The sequence below is a fragment of the Pannus brasiliensis CCIBt3594 genome (assembly GCF_036688125.1).
In the GTDB taxonomy this organism is placed as follows: domain Bacteria; phylum Cyanobacteriota; class Cyanobacteriia; order Cyanobacteriales; family Microcystaceae; genus Pannus; species Pannus brasiliensis.
Genome location: NZ_JBAFSM010000002.1, coordinates 53,750 through 69,439 on the forward strand (window position 1 = coordinate 53,750; position 15,690 = coordinate 69,439).

The 15,690-nt window shown below is 53.9% G+C and carries 15 protein-coding genes and 1 pseudogene; 7 read left to right on the forward strand and 9 right to left on the reverse strand.

What is annotated here, in order from left to right; all coding sequences use genetic code 11:
• Window positions 1-190: 190 nt before the first annotated feature.
• Window positions 191-406, reverse strand: a pseudogene (locus tag V0288_RS01520) (phycobilisome linker polypeptide); the annotation flags it as partial.
• A 409-nt stretch (window positions 407-815) separates the two neighbouring features.
• On the opposite strand from V0288_RS01520, the gene V0288_RS01525 reads away from it, so the two are divergent.
• A complete protein-coding gene (locus tag V0288_RS01525) occupies window positions 816-1,817 on the forward strand; it encodes a phosphoribulokinase (RefSeq protein WP_332863241.1) in 1,002 nt (333 codons plus the stop codon).
• Between the two features lie 183 nt (window positions 1,818-2,000).
• Here the strand turns inward: V0288_RS01525 and V0288_RS01530 are convergent, their stop codons facing one another.
• The 4 genes from V0288_RS01530 to V0288_RS01545 form a co-directional block, all read right to left on the reverse strand.
• Entirely contained in the window at window positions 2,001-3,545 is a 1,545-nt protein-coding gene (locus V0288_RS01530) for a S8 family serine peptidase (RefSeq protein ID WP_332863366.1), read from the reverse strand.
• Window positions 3,512-4,441: a PPC domain-containing protein gene (locus tag V0288_RS25255; protein WP_332863242.1), complete on the reverse strand. Its 930-nt coding sequence runs from the start codon at window positions 4,439-4,441 to the stop codon at window positions 3,512-3,514. The genes V0288_RS01530 and V0288_RS25255 overlap by 34 nt, the downstream gene beginning before the upstream one ends.
• 1,155 nt (window positions 4,442-5,596) lie before the next feature.
• Window positions 5,597-6,988, reverse strand: a complete 1,392-nt coding sequence (locus V0288_RS01540) for an aromatic ring-hydroxylating dioxygenase subunit alpha (protein ID WP_332863243.1) — start codon at window positions 6,986-6,988, stop codon at window positions 5,597-5,599.
• 68 nt (window positions 6,989-7,056) lie between these two features.
• Entirely contained in the window at window positions 7,057-7,398 is a 342-nt protein-coding gene (locus V0288_RS01545; RefSeq protein WP_332863244.1) for a DUF952 domain-containing protein, read from the reverse strand.
• Window positions 7,399-7,570: 172 nt separating this feature from the next.
• On the opposite strand from V0288_RS01545, the gene V0288_RS01550 reads away from it, so the two are divergent.
• The 3 genes from V0288_RS01550 to V0288_RS01560 all read left to right on the forward strand — a co-directional run bounded on the left by V0288_RS01550 (window position 7,571) and on the right by V0288_RS01560 (window position 10,002).
• Window positions 7,571-7,768: a hypothetical protein gene (locus V0288_RS01550; protein ID WP_332863246.1), complete on the forward strand. Its 198-nt coding sequence runs from the start codon at window positions 7,571-7,573 to the stop codon at window positions 7,766-7,768.
• A 91-nt stretch (window positions 7,769-7,859) separates the two neighbouring features.
• Entirely contained in the window at window positions 7,860-9,395 is a 1,536-nt protein-coding gene (locus V0288_RS01555) for a sugar transferase (RefSeq protein ID WP_332863247.1), read from the forward strand.
• 436 nt (window positions 9,396-9,831) lie between these two features.
• On the forward strand, window positions 9,832-10,002 hold the full coding sequence (locus V0288_RS01560; RefSeq protein WP_332863248.1) for a hypothetical protein: 171 nt from the start codon (window positions 9,832-9,834) through the stop codon (window positions 10,000-10,002).
• Between the two features lie 12 nt (window positions 10,003-10,014).
• Here V0288_RS01560 and aroA read toward each other — a convergent pair whose 3' ends face one another.
• Window positions 10,015-11,355: a 3-phosphoshikimate 1-carboxyvinyltransferase gene (gene aroA, locus V0288_RS01565; RefSeq protein WP_332863249.1), complete on the reverse strand. Its 1,341-nt coding sequence runs from the start codon at window positions 11,353-11,355 to the stop codon at window positions 10,015-10,017.
• Between the two features lie 99 nt (window positions 11,356-11,454).
• On the opposite strand from aroA, the gene V0288_RS01570 reads away from it, so the two are divergent.
• Window positions 11,455-11,994, forward strand: coding sequence for a peroxiredoxin (locus tag V0288_RS01570; RefSeq protein WP_332863250.1), 540 nt, complete (start codon window positions 11,455-11,457; stop codon window positions 11,992-11,994).
• Window positions 11,995-12,165: 171 nt separating this feature from the next.
• On the opposite strand, the gene V0288_RS01575 is transcribed toward V0288_RS01570, so the two are convergent.
• From V0288_RS01575 to V0288_RS01585, 3 genes are all read right to left on the reverse strand, one after another.
• The gene (locus V0288_RS01575) at window positions 12,166-12,405 is read right to left on the reverse strand and encodes a 2Fe-2S iron-sulfur cluster-binding protein (RefSeq protein WP_332863251.1); all 240 of its coding nucleotides are present in this window, start codon (window positions 12,403-12,405) and stop codon (window positions 12,166-12,168) included.
• A 320-nt stretch (window positions 12,406-12,725) separates the two neighbouring features.
• The gene (gene cobQ / locus V0288_RS01580) at window positions 12,726-14,207 is read right to left on the reverse strand and encodes a cobyric acid synthase CobQ (RefSeq protein ID WP_332863252.1); all 1,482 of its coding nucleotides are present in this window, start codon (window positions 14,205-14,207) and stop codon (window positions 12,726-12,728) included.
• Between the two features lie 109 nt (window positions 14,208-14,316).
• Entirely contained in the window at window positions 14,317-14,724 is a 408-nt protein-coding gene (locus V0288_RS01585; protein WP_332863253.1) for an Npun_F0494 family protein, read from the reverse strand.
• Between the two features lie 114 nt (window positions 14,725-14,838).
• On the opposite strand from V0288_RS01585, the gene V0288_RS01590 reads away from it, so the two are divergent.
• The gene (locus V0288_RS01590; RefSeq protein ID WP_332863254.1) at window positions 14,839-15,144 is read left to right on the forward strand and encodes a hypothetical protein; all 306 of its coding nucleotides are present in this window, start codon (window positions 14,839-14,841) and stop codon (window positions 15,142-15,144) included.
• A 44-nt stretch (window positions 15,145-15,188) separates the two neighbouring features.
• Window positions 15,189-15,641, forward strand: coding sequence for a (2Fe-2S) ferredoxin domain-containing protein (locus V0288_RS01595; protein WP_332863255.1), 453 nt, complete (start codon window positions 15,189-15,191; stop codon window positions 15,639-15,641).
• Window positions 15,642-15,690: the final 49 nt, after the last annotated feature.

The following is a 15,690-nucleotide window of genomic DNA, read 5'->3' on the forward strand; positions in this document are numbered from 1 at the left end:
TAGGGTACTTACAGAGCATAGGCCAAGTCTATCGTTAAAAACTGTTAAACCGGTGTCACTTTTATGCTTTGTTAACAGTCGATCGCCCGCTTTTCCGGGCAAAAAGAATCCCCGAAACCGGAAAGTTCGGGGAAATCGAGGAAAATTAAGGTTTTTTGAAATCGGGATTCATTTTCGCGGAAAATAATTACGCTTCCGCGTTTAAGGGTTTGATACTAACGATACGGCCGCCCAATCGGGAGATCCGGCGCATTTCTTGGCTCATGCGGCTATAGGGAACGGTGAAAAACACGCTCCCGCTCTGGCGGATCGAGTAATCCAGGCTATCGGTTTCGGTATTTTGACTTAATCCGGCTACCTCGTAGACGAAAAGGCGGTTATCCGCGGCGGTACTGGCTGTGTACATTGAAGTATCTCCTAAATCGAATTGGTATCGATGTTTTTTAGTGTAACCCAGCCGGGGCGCGCTTCTTTCAGAAGGCAGGAGGCAGGAGTAGGGAGTAAATTTCTCGAAACTCTCGATTTTTTCCCGAAATTGTCTCCTCTCTATCTTGATTTCCCACTCCGAACCCCGAACTCCGAACTCCCCATCCCCCGACCTCGATCGATCCCCGAGTAACTTGTGAGGCGCGATACATTCTGGTATGATCCTCGATCAGTATCTAGTATTAAATACCTACCGGGACTCGCTCGCCGCTCATCGGTTCGGGTCGATCGATCCGAAAATTCGCGATGAAACGCTATTACAGAGATCCAGAGTTTGGTTTAATTACATACTATGGGTTAACAATCAGTTTTGCATTTAGAGGGAAATTATGGCCACTAAGCCAGATCGCGTGGTTTTAATCGGGGTAGCCGGGGATTCCGGATGCGGGAAATCGACCTTTTTACGTCGTTTGACGGATTTATTCGGGGCCGAGTTCATGACGGTTATCTGTCTGGACGACTATCACTGTCTCGATCGCGTGCAGAGAAAAGTACAGGGAGTCACCGCGCTCAATCCGAAAGCGAATAACTTCGACCTGATGTACGAGCAGATCAAGGCGCTCAAAGAAGGTCAGGCGATTAATAAACCGATTTATAATCACGAGACCGGGATGATCGATCCTCCCGAAATCATCGAACCGAACAAGGTGATCGTGATCGAGGGTCTCCACCCTCTATATGATGAGAGAGTTCGCTCGTTACTCGATTTCAGTGTCTACCTCGACATCAGCGACGAGGTGAAGATTAACTGGAAGATCCAACGGGATATGGCCGAACGCGGTCACACCTACGAGGATGTACTCGCCGCGATCAACTCCCGGAAACCGGATTTCTCGGCCTACATCGACCCGCAGAGAGAGTTCGCGGACGTGGTGATCCAGGTTCTCCCCACGCAACTGCTCGACGATCACGAGAGCAAGCTGTTACGGGTTCGCCTGATCCAGAAAGAAGGCATTGAAAACTTTGAACCCTGTTACCTGTTCGATGAGGGTTCGACGATCGATTGGCGCCCCTGCGGTCGGAAACTGACCTGCGCTTATCCCGGTATCAAGCTCTACTACGGGCCGGATAACTTCCTGGGCAATGAAGTCTCGATTCTGGAGATCGACGGTCAGTTCGATAATCTAGAAGAAATGATCTACATCGAGAGCCATCTGAGCAAAACCGGTACGAAATACTACGGCGAAATGACCGAATTACTGCTCAAACACAAAGATTATCCCGGATCTACCAACGGAACGGGTCTATTCCAAGTCCTCGTCGGTCTGAAAATGCGCGAGACCTACGAGAAATTAGTCGGAACCGAATCGAAGGTGGCCGCCAGCGTATAGAGACCGATCGCTATCGCGTATCCAGCATCTCGCTCTTTCACGGGCGAGATATTGTTTTTTTCGGGGAAAGGATCGAGGACATCCCGACCCCGAACGATTCGGACAAACCAGGCGAGAGCGATCGATCCTCCCTCTCGTTTCTAGAGATCGGGATCGATCGTTCGCGGGTTTCCCGATCGAGGTCTAGACTCGGGGTAACACGTTACCGGCCGTCGCGGTAATCATCTCGCGGACTTGAGCGTCCGTGAGAGCGGGATTGGCCTGTAACATGAGGGCGACCACGCCCGCTACGTGAGGGGTCGCCATCGAGGTTCCGTTGTAGGAACCGTAAGAATTGTTGGGCAGGGTGGAGTACACGTTAACCCCCGGCGCGGTCACGTACATCATCGAGGAATTGGTTCCCGCTCGGTTCGAGAAAGAGGCCATATTGTTATTACTATCGACCGCCCCGATCGCGAGTCCCCAAGTGGTCGCGTTGTTCGCCGGATAACCCGGTGCGGCGCCCCCGGAGTTACCCGCCGCCATCACGACGATCACGCCCCGGCTACTGGCGTATTGCAGGGCCGACTGCACCTCGCTATTGGTAGAACCACCTCCCAGACTCATGTTGATCACGCGCGCCCCGTTATCGACCGCGTAACGAATCCCTAGCGCCACGCTGGTATAGCTTCCGCTACCGGAACTGTCTAAAACCTGGACGGGCATGATGCGGGCGTTGTAGGCGACACCGGTCACGCCGATACCGTTGTTCGCCCCGGCGATCGTTCCGGAAACGTGGGTTCCGTGACCGTTGTAATCCAGGGTGTTGTTATTCCCGTTGGCGAAATTCCAACCGTAGACATCATCGACGTAGCCGTTGCCGTCATCATCGATGCCATTGCCAGCGATCTCGTCGCTATTCGTCCAGATATTGTCTCTCAAGTCAACGTGGTTGCGATCGACACCGGTATCGAGTACCGCGACAATAATGCCCTGGCCGGTATAACCCCGCGCCCAAGCTTCGGGAGCGTTGACCAGATTCACCCCCCAGTCGTTCGCTCCACCGAAGGTGGGGACGTTGGCGAAAGTAGACTGACCGATCGCCCGGGCTACGGCGGCGGCGGCATTGACTAAACCGTACCCGGAAGTCGAGCTAAATCCGGGGGTCGGGGGCGGGGTGGTAACAGTAGTGGCCGAGAGCGCTAGGTTGTAGTTGGTATCGCCACTGTATTGATAAACGCGAACGTAATAAGTCCCCGCGCTTAGTTGACTGGTGATGCTGTCGTTGGTAGTACCGCCGTTGTACGAACCGGCGATCACGTTCCCGTTCGTGTCGAGGAGGGAGACATCGGCATCCGCGCTCAGTCCCGTTAACGCGAGGTTGAAGGTAGAGGTCGCGCCCAGGGTGAAACGGTAGTAATCGTTGGTGTCCACCGAACCGATAAAATCGCTGTAGGTGGTGGGGGTCGCGCCGACGGCGATCGCCCGCGCGGTCGCGAGGGTGTTACCCGCGTTATCGGGAGGGGTGACGACGGTGGCCGAGAGCGCTAGGTTGTAGTTGGTATCGCCACTGAATTGATAAACGCGGGCGTAATAAGTCCCCGCGCTCAGTTGACTGGTGATGCTGTCGTTGGTGGTACCGCCGTTGGTCGAACCGACGATCACGTTCCCGTTCGCGTCGAGGAGGGAGACATCGGCATTCGCGCTCAGTCCCGTTAACGCGAGGTTGAAGGTAGAGGTCGCGCCCAGGGTGAAATGTAGGTGGTGGGGGTCGCGCCGACGGCGATCGCCCGCGCGGTCGCGAGGGTGTTGCCCGCGTTATCGGGGGTAGTGGCCGAGAGCGCTAGGTTGTAGTTGGTGTCGCCACTGTATTGATAAACGCGGGCGTAATAAGTCCCCGCGCTCAGTTGGCGTGTGATGCTGTCGTTGGTGGTACCGCCGTTGTACGAACCGGCGATCACGTTCCCGTTCGTGTCGAGGAGGGAGACATCGGCATCCGCGCTCAGTCCCGTTAACGCGAGGTTGAAGGTAGAGGTCGCGCCCAGGGTGAAACGGTAGTAATCGTTGGTGTCCACCGAACCGATAAAATCGCTGTAGGTGGTGGGGGTCGCGCCGACGGCGATCGCCCGCGCGGTCGCGAGGGTGTTGCCCGCGTTATCGGGGGTAGTGGCCGAGAGCGCTAGGTTGTAGTTGGTGTCGCCACTGTATTGATAAACGCGGGCGTAATAAGTCCCCGCGCTCAGTTGGCGTGTGATGCTGTCGTTGGTGGTACCGCCGTTGTACGAACCGGCGATCACGTTCCCGTTCGTGTCGAGGAGGGAGACATCGGCATCCGCGCTCAGTCCCGTTAACGCGAGGTTGAAGGTAGAGGTCGCGCCCAGGGTGAAACGGTAGTAATCGTTGGTGTCCACCGAACCGATAAAATCGCTGTAGGTGGTGGGGGTCGCGCCGACGGCGATCGCCCGCGCGGTCGCGAGGGTGTTGCCCGCGTTATCGATCGTTAAAGTTCCCAGTCCCCCGTTAGAAGGAGAGGCAGTATTCGGTAGAAGCGATAAATTCTGCCACGAGGAGTTTTGGAAATTCAAGAAACTTTGAGGGAAAACCGAGTTCGTTGTATTCGCGCTAGTCAGAAGGTCAAACATCATTCAATCTCCAAATTTTTAGTTCGCTGAAGCAGTTCGGGAACAATACGACTGAATACGATCGACGAAAATCTTTTTCAATCACGCGAGGCCGTGAATCACGAGTGAAAAATTTAAACGATGCCAGATTGAATCTAAAACTAGATAGTTAGCTGATCGGTGTCGCGAGCGAGTCTGCCCTTCTTTATCACCGATCGCGTCTAGCCTTCACTGAAAATCGGTGTGAAAAACTAGATTTCACACACGGGGTAAGCGCGTCTTATTTAGGAACAGAACCTAGAAATTTTCCCGCCTTAATACGCTCTGAACGAGCGAGTGACGAAAAATAAAGCTTTCAGCCCTTACCCATTGGATTCCCCGTTCGGTTTTCGAGAGATTTCGATCCCGGATCCAACCTGGATCGCTTAACAATTCGGAGGTCGTGAATCGGGGCAGGAAAGCTTGAAACCCTTATACAGAAAGAATTATAGTTAGCTCATAATCGGGCATCTCTGTCAAGGATCGTTAAGACGCGCTTACCCGGATTTCGCGAGCCGATTCGTTCAAAAAATCGGATCTAGCTGGCATAGTTAAACGAGCATCACTAGATCGAGTCGGTTCGCTCATCCTTAAAATGATAGTTAGAGTCACAACTAAATATACTAAAATCATTTGGCGAGCGTGACTGTGATTCGGATCACGCTCTCCACAAAGGTCTTAAGAACTTAATAGAAATAGACACCTCGACCTTTTTTCTGTTCTTTTTCCCGGCTTTCAACCGTTAGTCGAGAAGCTTCAGCTTATTTATACAGCTAAACAGAAGTATCGATCGCCCCTCGCTCTATTACCTATCAGTAGGTCATATAGGCTCGTGAAACAAACCGAAACCAAAACCCGGATACTCGATGTCGCGCGGGAGCTAAAGCGAGAGGGTCGGCATCCGTAAGGCGAGCGCGCGCGCCCATTCCCCGAAAAAAGACGAGCTACTGGAAGCCCCGATCGATACACCGATCGATTCCCGCGGAGCGTGGACGGTATGGGAGATTCCCCGGAGGAGAAATCACGCCGGTACCGCGGGCTATTCTACCCGACGGGATCGAACCTGTCCGCGTGTTACAGGGCGCGCGAGATGCGGACACGATTTTCACGCCAACGATTAGCCATCACGATCGTTATTTTTTAGCCTTTTTTTCCTGTATTCCGCGGTAATAGCTCCCGTCCGATGTAAAATTTCTTCTTCAGTTCTCCCAGTCGCCACCATAGCCCCGCGCTAATCAAAGCTACCCCCGTTAATACCGCGACGATCGCCAGACCGGATCGATCGACCAGCAGGGAGAATAGGGGTAAAGAAATCCCGAGGAACAACGTCACCACCGCGAGGAGAGTCCGTATTCGGTTAAGGTTTATTAACGCACCTTGACAACTAGCACAGTTTTTAGTATGTGAATGATAGCGCTCTAGCAGAACTTCCTTCGGTTTTCGCGGGGGTAGGGGAACACCGGGGAACGGTTCGGCGTTATATTGATTCACCCACGATCGCAATTCAAAGACGAACAGATCCGCTTTCGTCGGCAGATAACAGGCTCTCGCGTAATTCTCGCTACCGCCACTCTCTTCTAGATAACGCTCTTGAAAATAGAGAAAGATCTGATCGTCTTCGAGAATGCCGTTTTGATTCAGGTGGGAATACCAGGTCGGCGTGATTTTTAAAAAGAATTTCGGCAGATTCGACGAGAATTTAAACGGGAAACGGGCGAAAAGACGACATTCTCCCTTACGGATCGGGGTCGCGTAGACGACGGTTAAGGTACGTCCGAACTGTTTCGAGGTGAGATCGTGCCACATCAAAGCGGGCGCGACGAAAGTGGTGTATTGTTGGCCCAGTGTACCGCGACGCGGCCCCTCCGGCCAGATCCCGGTAAATCCCTGTCGATCGCTGTGGGTAACTTCCAATTCTACCGGGGCGGCGTTGGCGCGGTTGCCGATCGTCAGGTGATGGGTGTAGGGAATGTGACTGGAATCGAGGACGTTTTCGATGAGCGTCAGCGCGTCGTAGGGCAGATCGCGGAAGGTATCCAGACAGATCCAACCGTCGGGATCTTCCTCCATCGGTTCGATAATCGGTACTTTGGTATTCGGGGCATTGTTCGGATCGCCGGCGTAGACGAACAGGAGTCCCTGCCGGACGGTAGTAGCGAAGGAAGTCACGCAAGCGCGTCGGGAGGTTTCCGCGCGGGTTCCCTCCGGCTGTTGGGGGATGAACTCACAGTTACCCGCGCCGGAGAAAGACCAGCCGTGATAGGGACATTCAAGCTGTCCCGCCTCGTTAACGCGACCTTCGGAGAGAGGGGCGAGACGGTGGGGACATTTATCCTCGAAAACGCGCCAGGATTCTTGATTTTTATCCCACCAGATCACGAGATCCCGATCGAGTAGGGTGAAGGGAGTCGGGCGATTTTTAGCGAGATCTTTGACGTAGTGGACGGGATACCAAACCTCGCGCCAATCGAAGCGATCGAGTTCGGTTCCCCCCGCGGGATGACTGCTAACGGGGACGGTGAGGCCGGACATAAATCTTAAAAAAACTTGAACTCTTTACAGAATGTAACAAGTTTTGTCCGGACTTCGCCGGCGAACTTTTAGCGATCGAGGAATTCCGACAGGGGAACGACCGATACTACCGAGTCTAGATCGATCGGGCCGTAAACGTGGGGGAAAGTTTCCGATTCTTCTACCATAGGGAGAGAATCCCCGTCGGGGTGCGCGGGGGCTTCCCATCGCAGGGAAGCGGTCAATTTGTCGCTATCGATGCCTAAAACCACGAGATTCGGCATATCCCGATAGAACGCGTCGGCGATTTTGGGAACCTGTTCCCGCGTCGAACAATGGATAAATCCTTCGGTTTTCAACGACTGGGCGCGATATTCGCCCATCTCGCGGGCGATCTGCCAGCCTCTTTCCGTGGTGATGTGATAGATCATTCGATCGCCGTGACTGCATAAACCTCGATCCTATTGTAGAGCCTCGGAGCGATCGGGCCGAATCCCCGTCCCCTCGCGTCGCGGGAATTTTTCGCTACCGTGTCCGGGAGACGGAAAAGGCTCGGGATTCCTGAAAGTAAGGGCTTACGGGCGAATTTTCCAGCCGGGAGGGTTGACGGGGATGGAACGGGCGATGGGATACGTCCTCTCTCTCGATCGCGCGCGTGGTCGCGTTATCGCGGCGGAAACCGTCGAACCGTCGCGATCGAATGTCGCGGTGGCGCGACGTTGGCGGCCGCTAGAGGAAAGCGATCGAACCGCGCGTCGGAATATCCGGCCAGATAGCGCGTTTTTCCGCCAGTGGACGTGATAGGGGAAGAGGGAGGCGGGGAGACGGGGAAAAAACGGTCCGCGATCGGCGAAAGACGATTCACTAGCAATTGATCGCGAAAAGCTGAAAGTTGAAAGCTGACCGCCGATCGCGCGATTGTTTACCGGGGGTTTTTGGGCAAGCTAAGAGTAGTCGCGTTCCGTCCGGCCAGAGAACGCGCGACACCCGTTCTATGCACCGCGTCCCCCGTTCCTTCCTCCCCGACATTCGAGCGCCCCGGCAATTTCACTGGATACAGCGCTCGCGTCAACAGGGCAATCGGTTATTCGTGTTACTATTCAGCGATATCTTGGCTCTGGCGGGGGCTTGGTTCTGCGCGCGCTCTCTGAATCGTTTTTTCTCCCCCCTTCCCTCGGAATTGGTGTGGTGGAAATGGCTGGGCTTACCGAGTTTATTCTGGGTGTTCGTTCTCGTTACGGTACTCGTGTTCGTTTACGGGGGTCTGTATAATCCGGGGCGATCGAGTCAGGATTACCTGAAAACGACCAAATTAATCAGCCTCGTTTATCTTTCCTCCCTCGTTCTCGGTTATTTTTACGATCCGAAACTCGATCCCCCCCGATCGCTTTTTTTCAGCGCGTGGTTTGCCAGTATCGTTTTCATTCTCGCTTTCCGGTTGGTAGCGACGTTAATTATCGGGCAAATGAAGACGGAAAAGGGGAAAGTTCCCGTTTTTCTGATCGCTCCCGCCGTGAAAGTGCGGAAATTAGTCCGGATCTTGGAACAACGCTATCGGTATCGGGTGGTCGGGGTCGCGCTCGCTAATCACGCGAATTCCGCGGTAACATTGAGGGCGATCGCCGAATCGGGAGCGGTGGAGGTGTTAGCCGACGACATCCCGAACACCGATCTGGCCTCCCGATTGTACTGGCATCTCCGGCGATCGGGCATCGTCCTCCGGCTTCTCCCCTCCAGTCGCGAGATTCTCTACCGTCGCGGTCGCCCGGAAGTGGTCGCCGGTTTACCGACTCTTAGAGTGGAAACGCCCTTATTATCGGGATGGGATTACCGTTGCAAACGGATTCTCGATTTTGTCGGCGCTTTCGTCGGTTTAATTCTTCTATCGCCCCTCTTTCTCGTCGTCGCCATCCTGATTCAAATCTCCTCTCCGGGGCCGGTCTTTTTCCGGCAGGAGAGAATCGGTTTACAGGGAAAACCTTTCCCGATGTGGAAATTCCGCACGATGGTGGTGGACGCGCCGCAACTGCAAGCGCGACTGGAAGCGTGTAACGAGAGCGCGGACGGGGTGTTATTCAAGATGAAAAACGACCCGCGGATCATTCGTTTCGGTCATTTCTTACGGAAAACCAGTATCGACGAATTACCGCAATTATTTAACGTTTTACTCGGTCAGATGAGTCTCGTGGGGCCGCGTCCCCTGCCCGCGCGGGATGTGGAACGGTTCGATCGATGGCATCATATCCGCCATCAGGTGTTACCCGGTATCACGGGACTCTGGCAGATTTCCGGACGTTCCGATCTCGATGATTTCAATGACGTGGTTCGTCTGGATCTTTACTATATCGATAATTGGTCTCTCAATATGGATCTCGATATTTTGGTGGAGACGGTGCGGATCGTGCTGTTCGGAAAAGGCGCGTATTGATGGGGGATTTTCGCTATCAGATATCGGCTTTTAACGCGAGAGTTGTTTAGCGGTTGTATTGGGTTGACGGCTATCGATTTTCGTCGGGATACAGAAAAACTTTACATAGTCAATGCCTTTATGACTTTCTATAACAATCTTTTATTTTTTTTTGATTAACTTCTCAAAAATTAACAATAAATATACCGATCGAGAGAAGGTCAAAAATCAGAAACATTCGAGACGAAAAAGCGATCGATATCATATCGGTTTCAGATAAGTTCCTGTTATTATTCCCTGGAAAGAGAATTTCGCGGGAGAAAGCGATCGCGTGGTTATCGAGAAACGAACGGATAGAGATCGAGCGGGAATCGCTTCTTCCCCTCGTCTAGGAACCCTATATATGCCTAAAAAGCGAGAGAAGCGCGGGAATTCCCTCGCTCTTTATGCGAAAATCATGGTAAATTACGCTATCTGCGTCGGAGTGGTCATTGCGGGTAGTATCGTTCTCCGCGATATGAATACCCGACCCATGAGGGTAGCGCGTCAGGATAATCTCGATCGCCACGCGCGTCCCGCGGCCGCCGCGCTGATCGCCAAGCACTGCCCGATCTGTAAGGAACCCTAACAAATTCTCGCCTTACTCTTGACAGATGCTCTTTAATGTGATAAAGAATTCGGGATAGGAAATACCGGCCGCCTCCGCTCGATGAATGGTGGTGGGGTTTTTGGCGTTGAGGGCGGCGATCGCTAGACTCATGGCGATGCGGTGATCGGTGAAACTGTCCAGTTCCCCACCCTGTAAGCCCGTTCCTCCCGTGATTTCCAGTCCGTCCGGGAGTTCGGTCACTCTCGCGCCCATGCGGTTGAGTTGGTCGGCCATTACCGCCAGTCGATCGCTCTCCTTCACCCGTAATTCCGCCGCGTCCTTGATAATCGTCGTTCCTTCCGCGAAAACCGCCGCCACCGCGAGGATAGGGATCTCGTCCACGAGACGCGGGATAATATCGCCGGCGATCGTCGTCGCTTTTAATTTCGCCGTTTTCACCCGGAGATCCGCCACGGGTTCCCCGGTGACGGTACGTTCATTTTCGAGAGCGATATCCGCGCCCATATCCTGTAAAACCTCTAAAATTCCCGTCCGGGTGGGATTAATGCCCACGTTCTCGATGATTAGCTCCGAATCCGGCACGATCGAACCCGCGACCAACCAGAAAGCCGCCGAACTGATATCCCCAGGCACGATCACCGTCTGCCCGGTTAACGTGGGATAGCCCTCGATCGAAACACTACAGGTATCCGGATCGACCTCCACGTTAGCACCGAAAGCCCGTAACATCCGTTCGCTGTGATCGCGCGATAACGCGGGTTCGGTGACGGTGGTTCGGCCCTCGGTTAACAGTCCCGCGAGGAGGATACAGGATTTCACCTGCGCGGAAGCCACGGGAGAGTGATAGTGAATCGGTTTCAGGGACCGCCCGCGTACCGCGAGAGGCGCGAGGGTATTTCCTTTCCGTCCGCGGATACTCGCGCCCATCTGTTCGAGGGGTTTGACGACGCGGGACATGGGCCGCGAACGTAGGGAACTATCGCCGGTGACGACGAAAAAGCGATCGACACTGCCAGCGAGCAAACCGAGCATTAACCGGATCGTCGTCCCGGAGTTGCCCGCGTCGAGGATGTCGGCCGGTTCCTGTAGATTACCTAAACCGATTCCTTGGATGACGATTTTCTCGCTGTTGAGTTCGGAAATCTCCACGCCCATCGATCGAAAACAAGCCGCGGTACTGCGGGGATCTTCGCCGAGGAGTAATCCTTGGACGATCGTTTCCCCGGTGGCGATCGCCCCTAACATGAGAGAACGATGGGAGATCGATTTATCGCCGGGGATGGTGATGCGGCCCCGCAATCCCCCGATCGAGGCGGGATCGATCGCTAGATCTTGATGGGAGTCGAGGGAATGAAGGGTAACGATAGCCATGAACGTTTTCGGGGTAGACAGGAACCGTGATCTATTTTCTCCCCTTCCCTCGTTTTTTCCCTGTAAACTTATGTAAAGAAGTTTTCAGAATTAGTTCTCATGTCCCGTCGTCAGTTGTTCGGTTTCCTCGGGGCGATCGTCCTCGCGTGGTTCGCGTTGATTCCCGGCGCGCTCGCGTTAGGCGGCCCGCGACCCCCGTTACATCAACCCGCGCCCGATTTCACCCTTCCCACCAACACCGGGGACGGAAATATCTCCCTCTCCGACTACCGGGGAAAATGGGTGGTTCTCTATTTCTATCCGAAAGATTTCACCCCCGGCTGTACCCTAGAAGCGCGCCGTTTCCAGCAGGATCTCCCGAAATACCTCGCTAAAAACGCGCGAATTCTCGGGGTCAGTGCCGATGATGTAGATTCTCACGCCGAATTCTGCGATTCGGAAGGGTTAAAGTTCCCCCTTCTCGCCGATACGACGGGAGAGGTCAGCAAAGCCTACGGATCGTGGATGGGCTACGTTTCCCTCCGTCACACCTATCTCATCGATCCCGACGGCATCCTCCGAGAAATTTATCTGGGAGTCAATCCCGCCATTCACAGCGCGGAAGTTTTAGCCCGTTTGGATGAACTGCAAGCCGGTTGAGGTTTTGGGTAGATGGAGGGATGGGGAGTTCGGAGTTCGGAGTTCGGAGTGGGAAATCAAGATAGAGAGGAGATAATTTCGGGAAAAAATCGAGAGTTTCGAGAAAGTTACTCCCTACTCCCTACTCCTGCCTTCTGCCTTCTGCCTCCTGCCTCCTGCCTCCTGCCTCCCTCACCATAACGGATCGGAATACAGATGAATCGTTAGGGAATCTCGATCGCCCGGAACCCCGCTAATACAGGTACAGAGTGGGGTTCCGTCGTCTAACTCCACCTCGCAAGCGTGACACGATCCCATCAAACAGCCGGTAGTGATATGAATTCCCGCTTTTCGGGCGACATCGAGGAGTAATTCCCCCGGTTCCGCCTCGATAATCACATCATCGGGTAAAAATCGAATCTGTACGCTCATAATATACCTACGCGCGGAGTTTACAAGTTTTCGTGTGAGGAAGGAGTCAGGAGCTAGTAGTCAGGATTCAGGAGAAGGAATACGGGATAAGATAGCTCGCAATCGCAATAAACGCCGATTTAACTTTATATAATTCTAATTTTTGAGGTTTTTAAACTTTTTAAAAGACTAATCTTTACGTGACCTCTCGCGGAATTCATTTTCGCCCCTCTAAAAGCTTCAAGAATTACGATCTAGGACAATATTGCCATTTTTCTCGAAGTTTGCCGATTATTTGATTCTTCCTCCTGACTCCTGACTCCTACCTCCCGCTCGATCGCTTACAAACCCGACAGAATCGGTCTTAAATCGAGATTTTCCTCGATCAGTCGGGCGATCCGATCGAGCGCGACCTCCCGTTGTTCCCGATAATTGCCGATCCCGGTCGGCAGGGAAGGTAAACCGCGCCGTTGGGCGAGATGATTTAACCAAGCGCGTCGCCAGGGGCCGTTATCGAACAAACCGTGTAAATAACATCCCCACAGAGAGAGAGAATCGGTAACGCGTCCCAAACTACTATCCTCGACGAATAAAGAGGGATAATCCCCGTCCGTCTCCCGATCGAAACGACTGATCCCCTGATGGATCTCGTACCCGGTCACGGGTAAACCCTCGCGGGGATAATACGAAATCACCTGACGCTGACGGGTAACTTTATCGGGCGAGATCACCGTGGTCATGGGGAATAAATTCAACCCCTCGCACTCGGTCAGATCGCTCTCCCGGCGATCGGGATCGAGAATTTTTCGCCCTAACATTTGAAACCCGCCGCAAATGCCGAAAATAATCCCCCCGGCCGCGTGATAGTTCCTTAGCTGTTCGGCCATGCCGCTTTCTTGCAGGGCGGCCAGATCGGCGAGGGTGGTTTTCGTGCCGGGGAGGATCACCGCGTCGGGAAAACCGAGCGAGTCGTACAGTGAAGTATAGCGAATGTTTACCGATTCTTCGGCACTTAAGGCATCGAAATCGGTGAAATTAGCGATTCGCGGCAAGCGAAGGATACTGATATCGATCGAGTTTCGCGACGGCCGCGACGTTCGATCGAGCAAACTTAAGGAATCCTCGGCGCTGAACGGGATCTCGCTATAGGGCAGGACACCGAGAACCGGAATCCCCGTATACTCCTCCAGCCAGGTGATCCCGGAATCGAGTAACGATTTTTGCCCGCGGAACTTGTTGATCACGATCCCCTTGATTAACGCTTTCTCCTCGGGTTCGAGAAGGGCTAACGTACCGACAACGTGCGCGAACGCGCCCCCCCGATCGATATCCACCACCAACAGCGTCGCCGCGTTTAAATGTTTCGCCACCCGCATATTCGTGAGATCCCGGTGTTTGAGATTAATTTCCGCGGGACTTCCGGCCCCCTCGCAAACCACGAGATCGTATTCCATCGAGAGTTTTGCCAACGATTCGGTAATCGCGCGCCACCCCCGATCGAAATATTTCTCGTAATATTCCGAGGCCGTGGTCATCCCCACCGCCTGACCCTGAAGAATCACCTGCGAGGTCATATTTCCCTGCGGTTTCAGTAAAATCGGGTTCATCTCCACTCGGGGGATCGTGCCGGCCGCCCACGCTTGTACGGCCTGCGCGTGACCGATCTCGCCCCCCGTCGCCGTCACGTAAGCGTTGAGCGCCATGTTCTGACCTTTAAAGGGCGTGACGTGCCAGCCCTTTTTCGTCAGCAGACGACAGAAACCGGCGGTGAGAAAAGATTTACCCGCGTGGGAGGTGGTTCCCACGATCATGATCGCTTTCATAAAGGAGGCAGGGGGCAGGGGACAGGAGGCAGGAGGCAGGAGGCAGGAGGCTTTCAAGGCGAGAGTTTTTCAGCCGTAGCTACTATCTAAAGAGAGATCTAGCTGACCGCTATCTCGAAACCGAAAACCATCGATCGAGCGTATCCAATATTCTCTGCCAGAAACCGAGACCCGGCAGATCTCCCCCCGCGGATTGCCATTTCTCGACCAACTGCCGCCCGAGAGGGGTCAGGCGGAAACTATCGGTAATTCCCTGTCCGTCTACCTCGCGGCGCAGGATACCCACTTTAATCAGCCAGAGCAGGTGACGTTCGACTTTCGCCTCGCCGAGAGGGGTTCGGGTATAACCGCTCTCGACCCCGGAACGGGCGACGATCGATAACAGGGGAATCCCCCGCTCTTTCATGGCGGTAAATAATTCTAATCGGAAGGGAGAACCGCGGAGGGCGCGATCGGCGCGGCGGACGGTCGCGGCCGGGTACTCGATCGAGGATTTCGGGGGAGAAGATAGGGTCATGGCGATCGGCGACGTGGCGGTTTATTGATATTTAACATTGTATCGACGCTCGATCGCTCTCGTCCCCCCGACGAAACTCGGTAAAATAGAGATCGATCGTTATCTCTACCGGCTATGAACTTTCCCGAATCCCCCGATCGAGACAATCCCTACACCGCGGTCGAGGTCGAGATCGAACCGAACGACGCTCCCCCTCCCGACCCCTCCGAACGTTTCGCCCCCCTCCTGACGAAACTGAAAGCGTGGTACAGCGAATTACCCGTTCCCGCGCGGGTCGCGGTGGCGGTGGTCGGCGCTTTTCTCGCGCTCTCGACCCTGACCGCGATCCTGCGTTTGGTGAGCGCGGTATTAAGCGTGTTAATTCTGGGCGCGATTTTTCTCCTCATCTATCGGTACGCCCTCAAACCGGGCAAAACCTAATAACACATTTAGCGCGCCCTGTCAAGCAATAGGATAAATTATCGATGAACGAGTCAGGAAAAGGAGACATTCTAGCGGAAAACGTCGAGAAGTTAGGCTTGCGGCATATCCAGCGTCATCTATTTCTCTGCTGTGACCAAACCAAACCGAAATGCTGTAGTAAAGAAGAAGGATTAGAAGTATGGGAATACTTAAAGAAACGATTGAGTGAACTAGGACTCGATCGACCCACCGAGGAGCGCCCCTTCTGTATTTTCCGCACGAAAGCGAACTGTTTACGTGTTTGTACCGAGGGGCCGATCCTGTTAGTGTATCCGGATGGGGTATGGTATCGAAAGGTGAATCGGGAGACGATCGATCGGATCGTTCGCGACCACTTACTCGATAACCGGATCGTCGGGGAACACGCTTTCCTCGCGAGTCCCTTATCGGCAGTCCCGCCGAATCCCGACGGATCGAGCGGGGAAAACACCGTTCCGGCGCCAGAAAACAAGTAACTTTACAAATTTTTCCCCGATCGGGGATGTGTATCTGAAATTCATGAAT

Excerpts from the sequence above, each read along its gene's own strand:
- V0288_RS01525 (WP_332863241.1), top strand. The coding sequence starts at position 816 with ATGGCCACTAAGCCAGATCGCGTGGTTTTAATCGGGGTAGCCGGGGAT.
- V0288_RS25255 (WP_332863242.1), bottom strand. The coding sequence starts at position 4,441 with ATGATGTTTGACCTTCTGACTAGCGCGAATACAACGAACTCGGTTTTC.
- V0288_RS01540 (WP_332863243.1), bottom strand. The coding sequence starts at position 6,988 with ATGTCCGGCCTCACCGTCCCCGTTAGCAGTCATCCCGCGGGGGGAACC.
- V0288_RS01545 (WP_332863244.1), bottom strand. The coding sequence starts at position 7,398 with ATGATCTATCACATCACCACGGAAAGAGGCTGGCAGATCGCCCGCGAG.
- V0288_RS01560 (WP_332863248.1), top strand. The coding sequence starts at position 9,832 with ATGGTAAATTACGCTATCTGCGTCGGAGTGGTCATTGCGGGTAGTATC.
- aroA (WP_332863249.1), bottom strand. The coding sequence starts at position 11,355 with ATGGCTATCGTTACCCTTCATTCCCTCGACTCCCATCAAGATCTAGCG.
- V0288_RS01570 (WP_332863250.1), top strand. The coding sequence starts at position 11,455 with ATGTCCCGTCGTCAGTTGTTCGGTTTCCTCGGGGCGATCGTCCTCGCG.
- V0288_RS01575 (WP_332863251.1), bottom strand. The coding sequence starts at position 12,405 with ATGAGCGTACAGATTCGATTTTTACCCGATGATGTGATTATCGAGGCG.
- cobQ (WP_332863252.1), bottom strand. The coding sequence starts at position 14,207 with ATGAAAGCGATCATGATCGTGGGAACCACCTCCCACGCGGGTAAATCT.
- V0288_RS01585 (WP_332863253.1), bottom strand. The coding sequence starts at position 14,724 with ATGACCCTATCTTCTCCCCCGAAATCCTCGATCGAGTACCCGGCCGCG.
- V0288_RS01590 (WP_332863254.1), top strand. The coding sequence starts at position 14,839 with ATGAACTTTCCCGAATCCCCCGATCGAGACAATCCCTACACCGCGGTC.
- V0288_RS01595 (WP_332863255.1), top strand. The coding sequence starts at position 15,189 with ATGAACGAGTCAGGAAAAGGAGACATTCTAGCGGAAAACGTCGAGAAG.